18 protein-coding genes are annotated in these 20,756 nt (G+C 49.5%); 13 read left to right on the plus strand and 5 right to left on the minus strand.

The genetic code is table 11. The features are described 5' to 3' along the window. Positions 1-41 precede the first annotated feature (41 nt). Positions 42-365 (minus strand): iron donor protein CyaY, encoded by a 324-nt coding sequence (gene cyaY, locus ACTHSN_RS05365; protein ID WP_107867998.1) that lies wholly within the window; start codon positions 363-365, stop codon positions 42-44. Between the two features lie 50 nt (positions 366-415). Between cyaY and lptM the strand changes: the two genes are divergently transcribed. Both lptM and lysA read left to right on the plus strand, forming a co-directional pair. Continuing rightward, positions 416-607 carry an LPS translocon maturation chaperone LptM gene (gene lptM, locus ACTHSN_RS05370; RefSeq protein WP_003684659.1) on the plus strand — a complete coding sequence of 64 codons (192 nt, stop codon included), beginning with the start codon at positions 416-418 and terminating at the stop codon, positions 605-607. Between the two features lie 16 nt (positions 608-623). Continuing rightward, the gene (gene lysA, locus ACTHSN_RS05375) at positions 624-1,844 is read left to right on the plus strand and encodes a diaminopimelate decarboxylase (protein WP_107867999.1); all 1,221 of its coding nucleotides are present in this window, start codon (positions 624-626) and stop codon (positions 1,842-1,844) included. 102 nt (positions 1,845-1,946) lie between these two features. On the opposite strand, the gene ACTHSN_RS05380 is transcribed toward lysA, so the two are convergent. Next, complete coding sequence (locus ACTHSN_RS05380) at positions 1,947-2,174, minus strand: SlyX family protein (RefSeq protein WP_107857877.1); 228 nt, start codon at positions 2,172-2,174, stop codon at positions 1,947-1,949. Position 2,175: 1 nt separating this feature from the next. Then, on the minus strand, positions 2,176-3,549 hold the full coding sequence (locus ACTHSN_RS05385; protein ID WP_440365147.1) for a Na+/H+ antiporter family protein: 1,374 nt from the start codon (positions 3,547-3,549) through the stop codon (positions 2,176-2,178). A gap of 346 nt (positions 3,550-3,895) precedes the next feature. Between ACTHSN_RS05385 and ACTHSN_RS05390 the strand changes: the two genes are divergently transcribed. From ACTHSN_RS05390 to merA, 5 genes are all read left to right on the plus strand, one after another. Continuing rightward, entirely contained in the window at positions 3,896-5,215 is a 1,320-nt protein-coding gene (locus ACTHSN_RS05390; protein ID WP_440365148.1) for an MFS transporter, read from the plus strand. Positions 5,216-5,532: 317 nt separating this feature from the next. Beyond that, complete coding sequence (adhE, locus tag ACTHSN_RS05395) at positions 5,533-8,148, plus strand: bifunctional acetaldehyde-CoA/alcohol dehydrogenase (RefSeq protein WP_070459607.1); 2,616 nt, start codon at positions 5,533-5,535, stop codon at positions 8,146-8,148. Positions 8,149-8,273: 125 nt separating this feature from the next. Then, positions 8,274-8,555 carry a helix-turn-helix domain-containing protein gene (locus ACTHSN_RS05400; protein WP_070459603.1) on the plus strand — a complete coding sequence of 94 codons (282 nt, stop codon included), beginning with the start codon at positions 8,274-8,276 and terminating at the stop codon, positions 8,553-8,555. Between the two features lie 197 nt (positions 8,556-8,752). Then, positions 8,753-9,145: an Hg(II)-responsive transcriptional regulator gene (gene merR, locus ACTHSN_RS05405; protein ID WP_001863748.1), complete on the plus strand. Its 393-nt coding sequence runs from the start codon at positions 8,753-8,755 to the stop codon at positions 9,143-9,145. A gap of 28 nt (positions 9,146-9,173) precedes the next feature. Further along, positions 9,174-10,814, plus strand: a complete 1,641-nt coding sequence (gene merA, locus ACTHSN_RS05410; protein ID WP_001031935.1) for a mercury(II) reductase — start codon at positions 9,174-9,176, stop codon at positions 10,812-10,814. A 147-nt stretch (positions 10,815-10,961) separates the two neighbouring features. Here merA and leuS read toward each other — a convergent pair whose 3' ends face one another. Beyond that, on the minus strand, positions 10,962-13,592 hold the full coding sequence (gene leuS / locus ACTHSN_RS05415; protein ID WP_440365149.1) for a leucine--tRNA ligase: 2,631 nt from the start codon (positions 13,590-13,592) through the stop codon (positions 10,962-10,964). 469 nt (positions 13,593-14,061) lie between these two features. On the opposite strand from leuS, the gene dnaJ reads away from it, so the two are divergent. From dnaJ to ACTHSN_RS05430, 3 genes are all read left to right on the plus strand, one after another. Next, positions 14,062-15,219 carry a molecular chaperone DnaJ gene (dnaJ, locus tag ACTHSN_RS05420; protein WP_107868007.1) on the plus strand — a complete coding sequence of 386 codons (1,158 nt, stop codon included), beginning with the start codon at positions 14,062-14,064 and terminating at the stop codon, positions 15,217-15,219. A 296-nt stretch (positions 15,220-15,515) separates the two neighbouring features. After that, positions 15,516-16,094, plus strand: coding sequence for a TMEM165/GDT1 family protein (locus tag ACTHSN_RS05425; protein WP_101756040.1), 579 nt, complete (start codon positions 15,516-15,518; stop codon positions 16,092-16,094). A gap of 1 nt (position 16,095) precedes the next feature. After that, positions 16,096-16,755, plus strand: a complete 660-nt coding sequence (locus ACTHSN_RS05430) for a TIGR01621 family pseudouridine synthase (protein ID WP_440365150.1) — start codon at positions 16,096-16,098, stop codon at positions 16,753-16,755. A 63-nt stretch (positions 16,756-16,818) separates the two neighbouring features. On the opposite strand, the gene ACTHSN_RS05435 is transcribed toward ACTHSN_RS05430, so the two are convergent. Next, the gene (locus ACTHSN_RS05435; RefSeq protein ID WP_107868009.1) at positions 16,819-17,745 is read right to left on the minus strand and encodes a LysR family transcriptional regulator; all 927 of its coding nucleotides are present in this window, start codon (positions 17,743-17,745) and stop codon (positions 16,819-16,821) included. A gap of 175 nt (positions 17,746-17,920) precedes the next feature. Here ACTHSN_RS05435 and ACTHSN_RS05440 point away from each other — a divergent pair, with 175 nt between their 5' ends. The 3 genes from ACTHSN_RS05440 (at position 17,921) to ACTHSN_RS05450 (ending at position 20,743) form a co-directional block, all read left to right on the plus strand. Further along, a complete protein-coding gene (locus ACTHSN_RS05440) occupies positions 17,921-18,670 on the plus strand; it encodes a Nif3-like dinuclear metal center hexameric protein (protein ID WP_070585199.1) in 750 nt (249 codons plus the stop codon). A gap of 123 nt (positions 18,671-18,793) precedes the next feature. Beyond that, positions 18,794-19,375: a ubiquinol-cytochrome c reductase iron-sulfur subunit gene (petA, locus tag ACTHSN_RS05445; RefSeq protein WP_003685865.1), complete on the plus strand. Its 582-nt coding sequence runs from the start codon at positions 18,794-18,796 to the stop codon at positions 19,373-19,375. An 18-nt stretch (positions 19,376-19,393) separates the two neighbouring features. Next, positions 19,394-20,743, plus strand: coding sequence for a cytochrome b (locus tag ACTHSN_RS05450; protein ID WP_003681866.1), 1,350 nt, complete (start codon positions 19,394-19,396; stop codon positions 20,741-20,743). Positions 20,744-20,756: the final 13 nt, after the last annotated feature.

Genomic DNA, 20,756 nt, shown 5'->3' on the forward strand with positions numbered 1-20,756 from the left:
GAGGTAAATAGATTTTTAGCTAGGGATGTTTGGAGACTGAATCACAATTCGGCAATATTGACTGCTTCGCCCGAAGCCGCACTCAGTGCTTCGTTCAAAACATCGTAGAAATCTCGTCCGTCGCGTGTTGCCAGCCATTTGCCGTTTTGCTCGGCGAAATGGTAGCCGCCGCTTTTGGCGGCAATCCACAATTCTTGGTTGGGCGTGTGGCGGTTGACGATGATTTGTGTGCCGTTTTCGGCTTCGATGGTCAGTACGTTTCCGGCAAACTGGCAGTCAAAATCCCAGCCGTTTTCGTCGATTTGGTCTTCGATGTGTTCGAACAATTCTTCGCTCATACGGATGAATTCGCTTTCGGTCATCATGGCTTTTTATGTGGTTTTTGTTTAAGATACCGAATCTTGCCACATTCGTAATGATGAAGAAAGTTTTACTGATGAAATACGGCGTATTTTTTGCAGCGGCAACGGCTCTGCTGCTTTCTGCCTGCGGCTACAAAGGCGACCTCTACCTGCCCAAAGAAGGCGACAAGGCGCGCTTCGGCGTAATTCAAACCGGTTTGAAATTCGATACGGCCAAAGAGCCGACCACTCAAACCAACGATTAAAAAAGATTTCACAAACATGACCTTATCCTGCGAACAAATCCCTTATTCCCACCTTGCCGAGGAATTCGGTACGCCGCTTTATGTGTACAGCAAATCTGCGCTGACCGAGGCGTTTGAAAACTACCAAACTGCGTTTGCTGCTTTAAATCCGCTTGTCTGCTACGCGGTTAAAGCGAATGGCAACCTGAGCATCATCAAGCACTTTGCTTCTTTGGGGAGTGGTTTTGACATTGTGTCCGGCGGTGAGTTGGCGCGTGTTTTAGCGGCAGGCGGCGATGCGGCGAAAACGATTTTTTCCGGTGTGGGCAAGAGTGAGGCAGAAATTGAGTTTGCGCTGAATGCAGGCGTGAAATGCTTCAATATGGAGAGCATTCCCGAAATAGACCGTATTCAGAAAGTTGCCGCGCGCTTGGGTAAAGTCGCTCCGGTTTCTCTGCGCGTCAACCCCGATGTCGATGCCAAAACCCACCCTTATATCTCCACCGGCCTGAAAGCCAACAAATTCGGTATTGCCTATGCCGATGCGCTTGAGGCCTATCGTCATGCTTCCCGACAAAGCCATTTGAAAATCGTCGGTATCGACTGCCATATCGGCTCGCAACTGACCGACCTCAGCCCGCTTGTCGAAGCCTGCGAACGTATCTTGGCCTTGGTTGACCAACTGGCAGACGAAGGCATTGTGTTGGAACACTTGGACTTGGGCGGCGGTGTCGGTATTGTTTACCAAGACGAAAATGTGCCTGATTTGGGTGCGTATGCCCAAGCCGTTCAAAAACTAATCGGTACACGCCGTCTGAAACTGGTCCTCGAGCCAGGTCGTAGTTTGGTTGGCAATGCAGGTGCGTTGTTGACGCGCGTTGAGTTTGTCAAACATGGAGAAGAGAAAAACTTTGTGATGGTCGATGCGGCGATGAACGATTTGATGCGCCCGGCGCTTTATGATGCCTATCATCACATTGAAGCGGTCGAAACCAAAGACATTGACCCTCTGACGGCCAATATCGTCGGCCCGATTTGCGAAACCGGCGACTTCCTCGGCAAAGACCGCACCATCGCCTGCGAAGAAGGGGATTTGCTGCTTATTCGCAGTGCCGGTGCGTATGGCTCAAGCATGGCGAGCAACTACAACACGCGCAATCGTGCGGCGGAAGTATTGGTTGACGGCAGCGAATGTAAACTTATCCGCCAACGTGAAACCGTCGAGCAGCAAATGGCCAACGAATTGGCTTGTTTGTAAGGTTTGATTGTTTAAAAGGCCGTCTGAAAGCTTGATTGACTTTCAGACGGCCTTTGTTATGAAAGAAAAGGGCATATATCAAACACGCCCTTTTTTAGGTTATCAATAATGCGGCGGAATCTCGTCGCGCAGGCTGTACGGTTCGCGTTCGCCGTTTGCACCTTTGTCCTGCATCCGTTGATACAGAAGCCGCAACTGGCCTTGCTGCAAATCCAAAGCCTGCTGCATCTTGGCGATGGTGTCGTTCAGACTGCCGATTAAATCTTCCTGCAAGGCCGTCTGAATTTCCAGCTCTGTGACGCGGTATTCCAATTCCTGAATATCGCTCATATTACAGCACCATCGCGGCAATCCAGCCGGCAGCCATCAGCGGGATATTGTAGTGGATAAAAGTCGGGATAACTGAATCGCGGATGTGGTCGTGTTGACCGTCGGCGTTCAGACCCATGGTCGGACCGAGCGTTGAGTCGGAAGCAGGGGAGCCTGCATCACCCAGCGCGCCTGCCGTGCCGACAATGGCCACGGTAGCCATTGGGGAGAAGCCCAAGCTGATGCACAAAGGCACATAAATCGCGGTAATAATCGGCAAGGTGGAGAAAGACGAGCCGATGCCCATGGTTACCAGCAAGCCGACGCACAACATGGTCAATGCGGCCATGCCTTTATTGCCGCCGAACAAAGCCATGCTGCGTTCGACCAAAGGCTGAATCTCGCCGGTTGCGTTCATTACGGCGGCGAAACCTTGCGCCGCAATCATAATAAAGCCGACCATCGCCATCATTTTGATGCCTTCGCCGAACACATCGCTGGCGGCGGAGCGGTTCATCACGCCCAACATCATAAACACGGCAAAGCCCAACATAGCGCCCAATACCAGCGAACCATCATACAAAAGCTGAATGGCAAAACACACGGCAATCGCCACGGCCGCCACCAAGCTGCGATAGGTTGACGGCTCTTGTTGTTGCACTGCCGCACGATTGTCTTCCGTGTCAGTGGTATTGTTTTGATAAGTGCGCGGTTTGCGGTAGTGCAAAAAGGCCAGCAGCAAGCCGGAAACCATGCCCAAAGCCGGAATTGCCATTGCGTGCATCACATTGATGCCGCTGGTGTCCATGCCTGCCGAGCGGATATTGCCCAACATGATGTCGTTCAAGAAGATGGCGCCGAAACCGTAAGGCAGGAACATATAAGTCGTTACCAAGCCAAACGTAATCACGCAGGCCACCAAGCGGCGGTCGAGTTTCAAACGGTTGAACACCAACAGCAGCGGCGGAATAATCATCGGGATAAACGCAATATGAATCGGCACAACGTTTTGGCTCATCACGCCCATGCACAAAATAATCGCCAGCAGCAGCCATTTGACCGCGCCTTCGCCTTTCGCATTGCCTTCGCCGCCGTTGAGCTTGCGGATAATCACGCCGGCGAGCTGTTGCGGCAGACCGGAATGCGTGATGGCCATGGCAAACGCGCCGAGCATGGCATAAGACAGCGCGATTTGCGCCCCGCCTTTCAGACCTTCGTTAAAAACAGGAATAATCCCTTGCTGCACCACATCGCCGGCCGCGTTGGTTACATTCTCCAAAGGCATACCGGCCACCAAGCCGCCGACAAACGCGCCGACAGCCAAGCTGAGTACCACATGCACGCGCGATAAAGACAGCACAAGCATGATGATGACCGCAATTACAACCGCATTCATATCGTTCTCCGTTGTTCAGACGGCCTGTTATGTAAAAACAGGCAATCATCTGTTTACATATTACAAATAAACATCATAACCCAAGCATGAAGCCTTTGCAAAAAACGGCAGGCCGTCTGAAAAACAGACCATCGGTTTCAGACGGCCTGCCGTGAACCCTTATTCAGAGTTTTAATAGGGCGTACGGTTCTGGCGATAAAAATATCTAAAAAACACGTGCTTCCTATTCTTTGCATATGGTACCAATGTTAAAATCGACACAATGTCTCGGTTTCAGGTTTGTCACTGAAATTAAAGCATTTATTGCTAAAACCCAATTCAATCATACAAACAAAGGAAAGAAACTATGGATATTCTGACGCGGCTGCACAATCTGCCGCCTTCCCACTTTCATTACAAACTTCTGGTCTTGGTCGGAATAGGCTGGCTGTTTGATGCCATGGATACCGGTTTGGTATCGTTTGTATTGCCGGCTTTGGGCAAAGATTGGGCGCTGGCTCCGGCGCAGTTGGGTTGGATTGTCAGCATTGCCTTTGTCGGCATGGCTTTGGGCGCAGTATTCAGCGGCTGGCTGGCAGATAGGTTCGGACGGAGAACCGTTTTTGCCGGCACGATGGTGGTGTACAGCATTGCCACAGGTTTGTGCGCGCTTGCGCCTGATTTGACGGTTTTGCTGGTGTGCCGCTTTTTTGTCGGCATCGGTTTGGGTGGCCAACTGCCCGTCGCCGTGTCGCTGGTCAGCGAATATGCGCCGCCGAAAGTACGCGGCCGTTTTATTGTGTTGCTGGAAAGCTTTTGGGGCTTGGGCTGGCTCTCAGCCGCGCTGGTGTCTTATTTCTTTATTCCGCAAACCGGCTGGCACAGCGCGTTTTTATTCGGCGCCTTGCCCCTGTTTTATGTGCCGTTGGTGTTGAAATTCGTTCCCGAATCCGTGCCTTACCTGCTTTCCCGTGGCAAAACCAACGAAGCGCACCGTTTGGTATCCGCGCTGGAAATCCAATCGGGCATCACGCCGCCGACAGAAGTCGTTGCCGCACCGGCCGCCCCGCGCGAACGCATCCGCTTCGTTCAGCTTTGGCAACATCCGTTTGCACGGCGCACGCTGATGTTGTGGCTGGTTTGGTTCGGCATCGTGTTTTCGTATTACGGCATTTTCACTTGGTTGCCCAAATTGCTGGTCGAGCAGGGCAATACTGTGGTCAAAACCTTTGAATATGTGCTGGTGATGATTGTTGCGCAACTGCCCGGCTATATTGCCGCCGCGGCTTTGGTGGAAAGAATCGGCCGCAAAGCAACGCTGGCAGGCTTTCTGGCCGCTTGCGCTGTGTGCGCATGGTTTTTCGGGCAAAGCACAACTGCCGCCGAAGTCATGGTTTGGGGCAGCCTGATGTCCTTCTTCAACTTAGGCGCATGGGGCGTTTTGTACACCTACACCCCCGAACTCTACCCCTTGCGCTTCCGTGCTTTCGCATCTGGCTGGGCAGGCGCCATCGGCCGCGTAGGCGGCATACTCGCCCCCATGGTGGTGGCGGCGATGGTGGGCAACAGCGGCGGCTTTGGCAATATCTTTATGATGTTTGCGCTGGTTATGCTGCTGATTGTGGCGGTAATCTTGGTATTGGGTGAGGAAACCAAAGGCCGTACGCTGGAAGACATTAGCCAATAAACGGTAAAGCAAAAAAGGCCGTCTGAAAAATATTTTCAGACGGCCTTTGTTTATTTGAGTTTGTAATTTTAATACATCGATTTTCTGTTTTTATCTTAATTATCGAGGAAAGCGACGAAGAATAACCGTCTTTGTTTTTGTGTAGATAAAAATATTATACTTCAAAGAATTAAAATGAATAAACGATAAAATGGCCGTCTGAAAAGTTCAATCATGGTTTGTGATGTAGGTCAAAGCAAAATGTAACTAAATTACCTATAGTTATTGTAGTGAAAATTTATTGACCTTATTGCCACCTTTTATTAAGGAGATACACCATGAACGCATCAGCCGACAACGTCGTCAGCCCAGCCGTAGCCGAGGTAAACAGCCTGGTTGACAAGGGTTTACGGGCATTGGACGAGTTTCTTAAGCTCGATCAGGAGCAGATTGACTTTATTGTGGCCAAAGCCTCTATCGCCGCGCTGGACAAACATGGTGTGCTCGCCATGCACGCGGTGGAAGAAACGGGACGCGGCGTGTTTGAAGATAAGGCGACGAAAAACCTGTTTGCCTGCGAAAACGTCGTGCGCCGCCTGCGCGATTTGAAAACCGTAGGCGTCATCAGCGAAAACGATGTAACCGGTATTACTGAAATTGCCGATCCGGTCGGCGTGGTTTGCGGTATCGTGCCGACCACCAATCCGACCTCCACCACCATTTTCAAATCCTTGATTGCGCTGAAAACCCGCAATCCGATTATTTTCTCGTTCCATCCGTCCGCCCAGCAGTGTTCCGCCCATGCAGCGCGTATCGTGCGCGATGCGGCGATTGCGGCCGGTGCGCCGGAAAACTGTATCCAGTGGATTGAAAAGCCGTCTATGGAAGGCACTTCCGCGCTGATGAAGCATCCGGGCGTGGCAACGATTTTGGCGACAGGCGGCAATGCGATGGTGGAAGCCGCGTATTCTTGCGGCAAACCTGCGCTCGGCGTCGGGGCGGGCAACGTACCTGCTTATGTTGAAAAAACGGCGGACATCAAACAGGTAGCACACGATATTGTGATGTCGAAATCTTTCGACAACGGCATGGTGTGCGCCAGCGAGCAAGCGGTGATTGCCGATAAAGAGATTTACAAAGAGTTGGCCGAAGAATTCAAATCCTACGGCGTGTACTTTGCCAACAAAAAAGAAAAAGCCATGCTTGAAGAGTTTATCTTCGGCGTAACGGCGAATTGCGTCAGCTGCGGCGGTGCGAAACTCAATTCTGCGGTAGTGGGCAAACCGGCAACATGGATTGCTGAGCAGGCCGGGTTTAAAGTACCTGAAAAAACCAACATCATCATCGCCGAATGCCGAGAAGTCGGCCCGAACGAGCCGCTGACCCGCGAAAAACTTTCGCCTGTTTTGGCCATGATTAAGGCGGATTCGACCGAACAAGGTTTGAAGTTCGCCGAAGAAATGGTTGCCTTTGACGGCTTGGGACACTCCGCCGCCATCCATACCGCTAACGAAGAATTGGTCAAAACGTTCGGCTCCCGCGTCAAAGCCCTACGCGTGATTTGGAATTCGCCTTCCACCTTCGGCGGCATCGGCGACGTGTACAACGCCTTCCTGCCTTCTCTGACCCTCGGTTGCGGCTCTTACGGTAAAAACGCCGTCGGCGGCAACGTCAGCGCAGTCAATCTGTTAAACATCAAAAAAGTAGGCCGTCGGAGAAACAACATGCAATGGTTCAAAGTGCCCGCCAAAATCTATTTTGAACGAGATTCCATCCAATATCTGCAAGACATGAAAGACTGCGAAAAAGTCATGATTGTGACCGACCGTTCGATGGTTGATCTGGGCTTTGTCGATAAAATCACCCACCAACTGCATCAACGCAAAAACAAAGTGACCATCCAGCTGTTTACCGATGTTGAAGCCGATCCGAGCGTCCAAACCGTCTATAAAGGCACGGATTTGATGCGCAGCTTCCAGCCCGACACCATTATCGCGCTGGGCGGCGGCTCGCCGATGGACGCGGCTAAAGCCATGTGGCTCTTCTACGAGCAGCCGCAAGTCGATTTTGAAGACTTGGTGCAAAAATTCATGGACATCCGAAAACGCGCGTTCCGCTTCCCTGAATTGGGCCGCAAAGCCAAATTTATCGGCATCCCTACCACATCGGGCACAGGCTCCGAAGTGACACCGTTTACCGTCATCAGCGATGGCGACAAAAAATATCCGATTGCCGACTACTCGCTGACACCGACCATTTCGATTGTCGATCCTGCGTTTACCATGACCGTTCCGGCAGGCGTAACCGCCGACACCGGTTTGGACGTACTGACTCACGCCGTAGAAGCATACGTTTCCGTACTGGCGAACGATTTTACAGACGGCCTCGCCCTGCAAGCCATCAAGCTCGTGTTCCAATACCTCGAACGCTCCTACAAACACGGTGCGGCTGATCCCGAAGCGCGCGAGCATATGCACAATGCCTCCACCATCGCAGGCATGGCGTTTGCCAATGCGTTCTTGGGTATCAACCACTCGATGGCACACAAAATCGGCGGCAAATATCACGTTCCGCACGGTCGTGCCAACGCCATCCTGCTGCCGCACGTCATCCGCTACAACGGTACGCGTCCGCAGAAAACCGCCACTTGGCCGAAGTACAACTACTACAAAGCCGACCTGAAATATCAAGAAATCGCCCGTACTTTAGGCTTGCCATGCAGCACACCGGTAGAAGGTGTCGAATCCTTCGCCCGCGCCTGCCACGAACTGGCGGTCAACGTCGGCATCAAAATGTCGTTGAAAGAGCAGGGCATCGATGAGAAAACCTTCCTCGACGGCAGAAAAGAGCTGGCCATGATGTCTTTTGAAGACCAATGCACCCCGGCCAACCCACGCCTCGCCATGGTGGCCGATATGGAAGAAATCCTGACCAAAGCCTACTACGGCGAATAAAATCGGGCAGTTAAAAAGGCCGTCTGAAACCTGAATATAGGGTTTCAGACGGCCTTTTGTATTAGAACTAAAGTTGATACTTATTGTATGTGGAATTTAATTTGCAAACATTAAGAATAGTCATCATGAAATCAGAAATTTTAAAACAATTTGGCAAACATGTTCGTTATTTAAGACAACTCCAGGATTTAAGTCAGGAAGCATTGGCTGAAAAAGTGAATATGTACCGGACTTATATCGGAATGATAGAACGTGGAGAGCGTAACCCCGCCCTATTAAATCTTATTCGTTTGGCTAGCGCATTAGATATTTCTTTGCCTGAACTTTTAAGGGCTATGTTAATGACGGGAACTGTGATAATGAATCTAACTGATTCGTATGGTTTTTTGGGTCTTCGGAATATATAGTGGAATTACTTTCTTAATAGTTTAAAAACAACTGGTGTTTAAATCGGATTTTCTGGTGGGATGTTAGGATAATCAATAGTATTATATAAAAGTATCAATCACATACGAGTGATACTTTGGGAAAAAAATAAAATAGTCCAATTTACTTGACCGTGTACTATGGTACATGGTTTATAATATTCAGGGGGTGAAATAAGATGATTTATCGCATTAGTGAGTTTGCAGATAAATGTGGAGTTAATAAAGAAACGATCAGATATTACGAGCGAAAAAATTTATTACAAGAACCTCACCGAACGGAAGCTGGTTATCGGATATATTCATATGATGACGTTAAGCGTGTTGGGTTTATTAAACGAATACAGGAACTTGGTTTCTCTTTAAGCGAGATTTATAAATTACTTGGTGTTGTAGATAAAGATGAAGTTCGTTGTCAAGATATGTTCGAATTTGTTTCTAAAAAACAAAAGGAAGTGCAAAAACAAATAGAGGATTTAAAACGAATTGAAACTATGTTAGACGACTTAAAACAACGATGTCCAGATGAAAAGCAATTACATTCGTGTCCAATAATAGAAACATTAACATGAGAGATTAATTAACGAAAGGAGCTTTTTTATGAATAAATTTAAGGTAAACATTTCAGGAATGACATGTACGGGTTGTGAAAAACACGTAGAATCAGCACTTGAAAAGATAGGTGCTAAAAATATTGAGTCTAGTTATCGTCGTGGTGAAGCAGTATTTGAACTGCCCGATGATATTGAGGTTGAAAGTGCAATAAAGGCGATTGATGAAGCAAATTACCAAGCCGGAGAAATTGAAGAAGTATCATCACTAGAAAACGTGGCGTTAATTAATGAAGACAATTATGACCTTCTTATTATTGGTTCTGGTGCTGCTGCCTTTTCTTCGGCAATTAAAGCTATAGAATACGGTGCAAAAGTTGGAATGATTGAGCGTGGAACGGTTGGGGGAACCTGTGTGAATATTGGCTGTGTTCCGTCAAAAACTCTTCTTAGGGCAGGGGAAATCAATCATTTATCAAAAGACAATCCGTTTATAGGTTTACAAACATCCGCTGGAGAAGTGGATTTAGCTAGTTTAATCACGCAAAAGGATAAATTGGTGAGCGAACTTCGGAATCAAAAATATATGGATTTAATTGATGAATATAATTTTGATTTAATTAAAGGTGAAGCAAAATTCGTTGATGCTAGTACGGTTGAGGTCAATGGGGCAAAGTTATCTGCAAAACGCTTTTTAATTGCAACAGGTGCATCGCCTTCGTTGCCCCAAATTTCAGGACTTGAAAAAATGGACTATTTAACTAGTACAACACTTCTTGAGTTAAAGAAAATACCAAAACGATTAACTGTAATTGGTTCAGGATACATTGGAATGGAGCTTGGACAACTATTTCATCATTTAGGTTCAGAAATAACGCTTATGCAAAGAAGTGAGCGACTTTTAAAGGAGTATGATCCTGAGATTTCAGAGTCAGTTGAAAAAGCGTTAATTGAACAGGGTATAAACCTTGTCAAAGGGGCAACTTTTGAGCGTGTTGAACAAAGTGGAGAGATAAAAAGGGTTTACGTAACAGTAAATGGCAGTAGAGAAGTCATTGAATCAGATCAGTTACTTGTTGCCACTGGAAGAAAACCAAATACGGATTCTTTAAATTTAAGTGCAGCAGGTGTTGAAACTGGAAAAAATAATGAAATCCTGATCAATGATTTTGGTCAAACAAGTAATGAAAAGATTTATGCAGCAGGAGATGTGACTTTAGGACCACAATTTGTATATGTAGCAGCCTATGAAGGTGGAATTATTACTGATAATGCTATTGGTGGATTAAACAAAAAAATAGATTTATCGGTAGTTCCTGCTGTTACGTTTACGAATCCGACGGTTGCAACGGTTGGTTTAACAGAAGAACAAGCAAAAGAGAAAGGGTATGATGTGAAGACATCTGTATTACCTTTAGATGCTGTTCCAAGAGCAATTGTAAACCGTGAAACAACCGGTGTATTTAAACTAGTAGCAGATGCAGAAACACTAAAAGTATTAGGGGTTCATATTGTATCTGAAAATGCAGGAGATGTCATCTATGCAGCATCATTAGCTGTTAAATTTGGCTTAACGATAGAAGATTTAACAGAAACCCTAGCACCATATTTAACAATGGCTGAAGGGCTAAAATTAGTTGCACTTACGTTCGATAAAGATATTTCGAAATTATCTTGTTGTGCAGGCTAAGGGAACTTTTTTAGGATTTTGAGATTTAAGTTATTTGAGGTCTGTAATGTAGACAGCTCAATCTACCTTAAAAAGGTCGTCTGAAAACCCTGTTTCCAAGTTTTCAGACGACCTTTCCTAATTACAGCAATTAATGTCGAATCAGCTTTACACCACGATGTTCACCAGTCTGCCCGGAACGACGATGATTTTCTTCGCAGGCTTGCCTTCCATGAATTTCACTGCGCCTTCGTTGGCAAGGGCGGCGGCTTCGAGGTCGGCTTTGGATGCGTCGGCGGCAACGGTGATTTTGCCGCGCAGTTTGCCGTTGACTTGAACCATCACTTCGATTTCGGATTTGACCAAGGCGGCTTCATCGACTGTCGGCCAGCCTGCTTCCCACAGTTTTGCGCCGTTCAATTCGCTCCACAGGGTTTCGCAGATGTGCGGCACAATCGGCCACAGCAGGCGTACGGCGGTTTCCAATACTTCTTGGGCGACGGCGCGGCCTTGTTCGCCGTCGGTGTCGGTTTTGTCATATTGGTTGAGCAATTCCATCACGGCGGCGATGGCGGTGTTGAACTGCTGGCGGCGGCCGTAGTCGTCGCTGACTTTGGCGATGGTGGAATGCAGTTTGTGGCGCAGGTCTTTGAGTTCTTTAGACAAACCGTCTTGGTTGCCTGCGAACGCTTTGACTGCTTCGCCTTGCTTCAGGTATTCGTAAACGGTACGCCACAGACGACGCAGGAAGCGGTGTGCGCCTTCGACGCCGCTGTCGCTCCATTCGAGGGACTGTTCGGGCGGTGCGGCAAACATCATGAACAGGCGGGCGGTGTCCGCACCGTAGGCGTTAATCAGTTCTTGCGGATCGACGCCGTTGTTTTTGGATTTGGACATTTTTTCCGTGCCGCTGATGACGACGGGCAGACCGTCGGCTTTGAGGATGGCGGAAACAGGGCGGCCTTTGTCGTCGAAAGTCAGCTCGACATCGGCGGGGTTGATCCAGTCTTTGCTGCCGTTGGCGTTTTCGCGGTAGTAGGTTTCGCAGACGACCATGCCTTGCGTCAGTAGGCGTTCAAATGGTTCGTCAACATTGACCAAGCCTTCGTCACGCATCAGTTTGGTGAAGAAACGCGCGTACAAGAGGTGCAGAATCGCGTGTTCGATACCGCCGATGTATTGGTCGACCGCGCCCCAGTATTTTGCGGCTTCTGCTGATACCATGCCTTCTGCGAACTTGGGCGACATATAGCGGAAGAAATACCAGCTCGATTCCATGAAGGTGTCCATGGTGTCGGTTTCGCGTTTCGCCGCGCCGCCGCAGCATGGGCAGGTGGTTTCGTAAAACTCTGGCATTTTTGCCAGCGGCGAACCCATGCCGTCGGGTACGACGTTTTCAGGCAAAACGACCGGCAGTTGGTCGGCAGGGACGGGAACGTCGCCGCATTTTTCGCAATGGATGATAGGAATTGGGCAGCCCCAGTAGCGTTGACGGGAAATACCCCAGTCGCGCAGGCGGTATTGGGTTTTCGGTTCGCCTGCGTCTTGGCTTTGCAGCTTGGTGGCGATGGCGTCGAAGGCCGTCTGAAAATTCATGCCGTCCAAGTCGCCGCTGTTGACCAATACACCGTTTTCTTTGTCGCCGTACCATTCTTGCCATTGGTTTGCGTCGAATTCGTTGTCGTCGACAGCAATGACTTGTTTTTTCGGAAGATTGTATTTGGTGGCGAATTCGAAATCGCGTTCGTCGTGCGCCGGAACCGCCATGACCGCGCCGTCGCCGTAGCCCCACAATACATAGTTGGCAATCCACACTTCCAGCTTGTCGCCGTTGAGCGGGTTGACGACGTAGCGGCCGGTCGGCACGCCTTTTTTCTCCATCGTCGCCATATCGGCTTCGGCAACCGAGCCGGCTTTGCACTCGGCGATAAATGCCTGCAATTCGGGTTTGTCGGCGGCTGCGGCGGTTGCCAGCGGATGCTCGGCGGCAACGGCGATATAAGTCGCGCCCATCAGCGTGTCGGGACGGGTGGTATAAACTTGCAGGAATTTCGCGTAATCGCCTTCCAAGCCCTGTTTGCTGTCGTCTGAAACAGCGAAGCGCACGGTCATACCGCGTGATTTGCCGATCCAGTTGCGCTGCATGGTTTTGACTTGTTCCGGCCAGTGTTCCAGCTTGTCCAAATCGTTGAGCAGCTCTTCGGCGTAATCGGTGATTTTGAAGTAATACATCGGGATTTCGCGTTTTTCGATCAACGCGCCTGAACGCCAGCCGCGTCCGTCGATGACTTGCTCGTTGGCAAGGACGGTTTGATCAACAGGGTCCCAGTTTACCGTGCCGTTTTTGCGGTACACGATGCCTTTTTCAAACAGCTTGGTAAACAGCCATTGTTCCCAGCGGTAGTATTCGGGTTTGCAGGTGGCGACTTCGCGTTCCCAGTCAATCGCAAAACCCAAGCTTTTGAGCTGGGTTTTCATGTATTCGATGTTGTCGTAGGTCCATGCGGCAGGGGCGACGTTGTTTTTCATCGCCGCGTTTTCCGCAGGCATACCGAACGCGTCCCAACCCATAGGCTGCATGACGTTGAAGCCGTTTAAGAGTTTGAAGCGGCTCAATACGTCGCCGATGGTGTAGTTGCGTACATGCCCCATGTGCAGCTTGCCGCTGGGGTAGGGGAACATGGAGAGGCAGTAGTATTTGGGTTTGGAAGCGTCTTCGGAGACGTTGAAAATACGCTCGTCGTCCCATTTTTTCTGCGCCGCAGGCTCGATGGCGGCGGGTTGATATTGTTCTTGCATGATGTTTTGCTTTATACAAAAGGCGTTGGAAAATAAAATCAAACGCAGATTATAGCGGATTCAGAAGCGGATTGCTTGTGTCGTAACATCATGTCAAACCGCTTTGGCATTGTTGTTTCCCGTTTGTTTTGACGTGGAAGAACGCAAACAATCAAAAGGCCGTCTGAAAACAGGGTTTCAGACGGCCTGAGTATGAAACGGTTAACGGTAAGTCTGGCAGCGGTCATCATCAGCATCAGGCATAAAAAGGAAGCAATTTTTTGTATCATGGAAGAAAACCTTTCTAATACAAAACAGCGATATAGAGTCAAATCTTCTTTCACTTTAAGGCCATCATCATGCTTTGACAAGGCGAGGGAGGCCGTCTGAAACAAAATTTTCAGACGGCCTTAAAAATATCGACTTGAGTTTTTTGCCTTTCGCCCACATATCCGACCCAGTTCAAACTTATTCAAAACACTATCAAATTATGAGTACCCAAGATTATTACGAAACCCTTGGTGTTGCCCGCAGCGCTAGCGACGATGAAATCAAAAAAGCCTACCGCAAGCTGGCAATGAAATACCATCCAGACCGCAACCCTGACGACAAAGAAGCGGAAGAAAAATTTAAAGAAGTCCAAAAAGCTTACGACACCTTGTCTGACAAGGAAAAACGTACCATGTACGACCAATACGGCCATGCCGCGTTTGAACAGGGCGCAGGTGCGGGCGGATTCGGTGGCTTTGGCGGTTTCGGCGGCCAAGGCGGATTCGGTGGTGCGCAAGGCTTCGATTTTTCCGATATTTTCAGCCAAATGTTCGGCGGTGGCGGCAGCGCAGGCGGCCGTCAGCCGGATTACAGCGGCGCGGACTTGCAGGTTGGCATAGAGATTTCGCTTGAAGAAGCCGCCAAAGGCGTGAAAAAACGCATCAACATTCCGACTTACGAAGAATGTGATGTCTGCCACGGCTCAGGTGCCAAACCGGGCACATCCGCATCGACTTGTTCGACCTGTCACGGCTCAGGTACGGTACACGTCCGCCAAGCCATTTTCCAAATGCAGCAGACTTGTCCGACTTGTCACGGCACAGGCAAAGAAATCAAAGATCCTTGCGTCAAATGCCGTGGCGAAGGCCGCACCAAAACCAGCAAAACGGTTGAAGTCAACATTCCGGCAGGCATCGACGACGGTCAACGCATCCGCTTGAGCGGCGAGGGCGAGCCGGGTCAACACGGCGCGCCGGCAGGCGATTTGTACGTCAATGTCCGCGTAAGACAGCACAAAATCTTCGAGCGCAACGGCTTGGACCTGCATTGCGAACTGCCGATCAGCTTTGCCATTGCCGCATTGGGCGGCGAAGTCGAAGTGCCGACTTTGGACGGCAAAGTCAAACTGCACATTCCGAAAGAAACGCAAACCGGCCGCCGTATGCGCGTAAAAGGCAAAGGCATCAAGTCTCTGCGTTCCAGCTCGACCGGCGATTTGTACTGCCACATTTTGGTTGAAACACCGGTTAACCTGACCGACCGTCAGAAAGAGTTGCTGGAAGAATTTGAAAAAATCTCCTCCGGCCTTGACCTCAGCCAAACCCCGCGCAAAAAATCGTTTTGGGAAAAAGTAGGAGATTTGTTCTCCGATAATTAATCGCTGTAGAAAGGCCGTCTGAAACATGTTTACATTGGGTTTCAGACGGCCTTTTGTTTTTCTTTTTGTTGCTTCAAGCCATGGTTTGCCTTATAATTCGCGCCTCACTCTTACGGGAGTAGCCATTCGGCGCAATGCCGAAACCGTTGTCAACATAATCGGCTTGTGCGGCCGTGGCGGCGGTATCTTCTCTGCTTTATCGGAAGACAGGCAAGACGTAAGCGTTGTCCATACCCTTGCGGGCGGTATGCACAGCGCTTTTTGTTTGCCCGCTTTTCGGTTGAGTATCTTAAATCATGGAAGCTTTTTTCTCCTCGACGCTGGGCGTTGCCATTGCCGAAATCGGCGATAAAACGCAATTGCTGGCGCTCTTTTTGGCAGCACGTTTTGCCCACAAAAACGCGATTGTTGCCGGTATTTTTATTGCAACCCTGTTGAACCATCTTGTTTCAGCCGCACTCGGTGTCTGGCTGGCATCTGCTATTTCGCCCGAAGTCATGAAATGGGTGGTCGGCGGCAGTTTTATTGCAGTCGGATTATGGCTGCTGTTGCCGGATAAAGACGAAGACCCTGATGGCAAATGGCTGAAATACGGCGCATTTACGGCGACGGTCGTCCTGTTTTTCTTGGCTGAAATCGGCGATAAAACGCAGATTGCAACAGTTCTTTTAGCAGCAAAATACCAATCTATCCTGCTGGTCGTATTCGGCAGTATTGCCGGTTTGATGATTGCTTCTGTGCCTGCAGTGTATTTGGGCGAAATGCTGATGCGCAAGATTCCGGCCAAAGCAGTGCGCATTGTTGCGTGTATCTTGTTCTGCCTGCTGGGCATTTTGACCCTGCTTGGCGACGGTATTGTGTTGAAGGCCGTCTGAAATGTGGGACATTGTTTTTGAACATAAAGACTTTGTGGTCATCAATAAGCCTTGCGGCGTATCGGTGCAGAGCGAATCGGAAGGGGATGTTTGCCTGACCGCTTCGCTGGCGCAGCAGCTCGGCGTTGAACGCGTGTGGCTGGTTCACCGTTTGGATAAAGCCACCAGCGGCCTGTTGCTGTTTGCGTTAAACCGCGACAGCGCAGCGGCTTTGTCGGCACAGTTTGCCGAAAAAACCATGCGTAAAACTTATTTGGCACTCGGTACGCACAAGCCGGCGAAAAAGCAGGGCTGGGTGAAAGGCGGTATGGCGCGTTCGCGGCGCGGTACATGGAAACTGACGCGTGACGAGGATAATTTTGCTGTTACCCGTTTCAGCAGCCAAAGCCTGAAGCCTGGTTTGCGCCTGTTTGTGTTGCAACCGTTTACCGGCAAAACCCATCAGCTGCGCGTGGCCATGAAAAGCATAGGTAGTCCGATTTTGGGCGATACGCTGTATGGCGGCGATAAGGCGGAACATCTGTTTCTGCACGCTTGGCGTTTGGTTTTCGACTATCGCGGCAAGCATTTCGATATTCGGGTTACGCCTGATAAAACATGGCCGTCTGAAATCGATTTGTCGGCATGTTTGGGTTCGGATGAATCTGAAGAGAAGCAGTGAAATTTTTGTGTATTGAAAAGGCCGTCTGAAAATTGTTCAGACGGCCTTTTGATTGTTTCAAGTTTACATTTCCAATTCGCTCAAGCCCGGCAAATCGGCAAAACAGCGGTCATGCGTGATTTGGCAGAAGTTGTCCAAATAGCCTTTGTTGGCGTCTTCCGTACGAATGGCGGCATAAAGTTTGCTTTGCAGGCCGTCTGAAGTGATTTTGCGATGAACGACGTAGCCTTTCTCCAAGTACGGCATGACCGTCCAGTAGGGCAGGGTGGCGATGCCGCGTTTGCTGGCAACCAGCTGAATAATGGCAATGGTCAGTTCGCTGTGGCGGCGCGGCGGATTAATGCCTTTGGGCAGCAGCACTTTTTTTGGTAAATCCAGCATTTCGTCGGGGACGGGATAAGTAATCAGGGTTTCGTCGATAAAATCTTCCGCTTCCCAAACGTCTTTCTCGGCAAGCGGATGGTCTTCTGCGCAGATGCCGACCATTTCATAGGCAAACAGAGGGCGGTAGCTGATGCCGTTGAGCGGCTCAGCTTCGGAAACGATGGCAAGGTCGGCGCGGTGTTGCAGCAGCAGCCCGACCGGATCGGCTTGGAAACCGGAAACGATGTCCAATTCAACTTGCGGCCATAAGGGACGGAACTCGCCCATGGCAGGCATCAGCCAGTCAAAGCAGGTGTGGCATTCGACGGCAAGCCTGAGTTCGCCGGCTTCGCCTTCAATAATCCGCACCAAATCACGTTCGGCGGCGGCAACTTGCGGCAACAGCTCGCGCGCCAGTTGCAATAAGCGCATACCGGCCGGAGTGAAGCGCAAAGGTGTGGATTTGCGTTCAAACAACGGCGTTTCGTAATAATTTTCCAAGGCGCGGATTTGGTGCGACAGGGCAGATTGGGTCAGGAAAATCCGTTTGGCGGCAAGGGAAACGCTGCCGGTTTCTTCTAAAGCCAGCAAGGTTTTGAGATGACGCAATTCGATAATAGAGTCCATGTGTTTTCAGACGGCCTGTGGGTAAGGTGGGATATATTAAAATAATTCATGATGATGTGCAAATGATTAATGTTGGGAATGATTGCTGAAATCGGAATGTAAGAATTTGAGGCATAAACAGATTTTGCGGTTAGAATGCGAAGCTGTTTTTGAAGATAGATATAAGGAGCGGAATATGGCTTTACGCCGTGAAATTCTGGCTTGGTGCGATGAGACATTGCAGGTCGGGCTGTTTAAGGACTATGCGCCCAACGGTCTGCAGGTCGAAGGCAAAGAAGAAATTGCTAAAATCGCCACTTCGGTTACCGCCAGCAAAGCAGCAATCGATTTTGCCGTAGCGCAGGGAGCGGATCTGCTTTTGGTTCACCACGGCATGTTTTGGAAAAGCGAGCCTGTCACGATTACCGGTTGGAAAAAAGCACGCATTGAAACCTTGCTGCAACACCAAATCAATATGGCGGGCTACCATCTGCCACTGGATGCGCACCCGCAATTGGGCAATAACGCGCAGTTGGCCGAGAAACTCGATTGGGTGCTCGAAAAACAATTCGGCGAGCAAAATCTGTTGAATACAGGCCGCCTGAAAACCACGCAAACGCTGGCGCAGTTGTCTGAACGCATTGAGGCGGTATTCGGACGCAAGCCGACCGTTATCGGCGATCTTGAACGCGAAATCAAACGCATTGCCTGGTGTAGCGGCGGTGCGCAGGGATTTTTTCAGACGGCCGCAGACGAAGGTGTTGATGCGTATCTGACCGGTGAAATTTCCGAAGCGCAATATCATCTTGCCAACGAAACGGGTGTGGCATTTATCAGTGCCGGCCACCACGCGACAGAACGTTACGGCGTCCGCGCCTTAGGCGATGCCGTGGCAGAAAAATTCGGTATCGAAGTGGTTCACTTTGATGAAAACAACCCTGCCTGAGTATTGAGCAATATCATAAAAACTTTACCTTATTTTAAATAATGCTTTGAGTATTACAACAAACTAGGTAGAATTACGCTGTTTAATGGCTCGGTATTCCCAAAAATTTAGGACGACTGAATAATGGATAATCAAGAAATCAACAACGGCCGCCGCCGTTTCCTGACACTGGCTACTTGCGGTGCAGGCGGTGTGGCGGCTCTGGGCGTAGCTACGCCTTTCGTGGCCAGCTTCTTTCCATCGGAGAAAGCTAAGGCTGCCGGTGCTGCTGTCGAAGTAGATGTCAGCAAAATCGAAGCAGGCCAAATGCTGACTGCCGAATGGCAGGGTAAACCGATTTGGCTGGTCAACCGCACAGATCAACAGCTCAAAGACTTGAAAAGTTTGGATGGCGCAGTTACGGATCCTAATTCCGAAGTGGATCAGCAACCGGAATACGCTAAAAACGAGCACCGTTCGATCAAGCCGAACCTCCTCGTCGCTATCGGTATCTGTACCCACCTGGGTTGCTCTCCGACTTACCGTCCCGACATTGCTCCCGCCGACTTGGGCGCAGACTGGAAAGGCGGTTTCTTCTGCCCTTGCCACGGTTCGAAATTCGACATTGCAGGCCGAGTATACAAAGGTGTTCCTGCACCGACCAACTTGGTTGTACCGCCTTACAAATATCTGAGCGATACAACTGTTTTGGTGGGCGAAGACTAAAAATAAGGAACGATAATTATGGCAAACCAAACCAATAGCAAAGCAAAAGCATTGTTAGGCTGGATGGACGCTCGCTTCCCTCTGTCTAAAATGTGGAATGAGCATTTGGCTCAATACTATGCGCCGAAGAACTTTAACTTCTGGTATTACTTCGGCTCTTTGGCCCTGCTTGTCCTTGTAATTCAAATCGTCAGCGGTATTTTCCTGACCATGAACTACAAACCGGACGGCAACCTAAACGCCTACCACCTGCCTGCTGCCTTTACCGCAGTAGAGTACATCATGCGCGACGTGTCCGGCGGCTGGATTATCCGCTACATGCACTCCACCGGCGCATCTTTCTTCTTCATCGTCGTTTATCTGCACATGTTCCGTGGTCTGATTTACGGTTCATACAAAAAACCTCGTGAATTGGTGTGGATTTTCGGTTCCCTGATTTTCTTGGCATTGATGGCAGAAGCCTTTATGGGTTACCTGTTGCCTTGGGGTCAAATGTCCTTCTGGGGTGCGCAGGTAATTATTAACCTGTTCTCCGCCATCCCTGTTATCGGTCCTGATTTGTCCACTTGGATCCGCGGTGACTTCAACGTATCCGACGTTACTTTGAACCGCTTCTTCGCCCTGCACGTTATCGCAGTACCTTTGGTATTGCTCGGCTTGGTTGTGGCTCACATCATCGCCCTGCATGAAGTGGGTTCTAACAACCCTGATGGCGTTGAAATCAAGAAAAACAAAGACGAAAACGGTATTCCACGCGATGGTATCCCATTCCATCCTTACTACACCGTTAAAGACATCTTGGGTGTCGTTGTATTCCTGATTGTCTTCTGTTCTGTGTTGTTCTTTGCACCTGAAGGCGGCGGCTACTTCTTGGAAGCGCCAAACTTCGATGCAGCAAATGCGCTGAAAACACCTCCTCACATTGCGCCGGTATGGTACTTCACTCCGTTCTACGCAATTTTGCGTGCGATTCCTTCCTTTGCCGGTACTCAGGTATGGGGTGTAATCGGTATGGGTGCAGCAGTTGTCCTGATCGCCTTGTTGCCTTGGTTGGATAAAGGCGAGGTTAAATCTGTCCGCTATCGCGGCCCAATCTTCAAAACTGCGTTGGTTCTGTTCATCATTGCCTTCATCGGTTTGGGTATTTTGGGTGCAATGGTAGCAACTGATACTCGTACTTTGGTTGCACGTATCCTGTCTTTCGTCTACTTTGCATTCTTCCTGGGTATGCCGTTCTATACCAAACTGGATACCAACAAACCAGTTCCTGAACGCGTAACCATGAGCACTACTAAACAAAAAATTATGTTCTTTGTTTACGTCGGTATTACCGTTGTCGGTGCTTACTTGTTTGCAACCAATATCTGATGAGGGCAGCGAA

It is taken from the genome of Neisseria sp. P0009.S010, from assembly GCF_051958545.1.
GTDB classification, from domain to species: Bacteria; Pseudomonadota; Gammaproteobacteria; order Burkholderiales; family Neisseriaceae; genus Neisseria; species Neisseria subflava_A.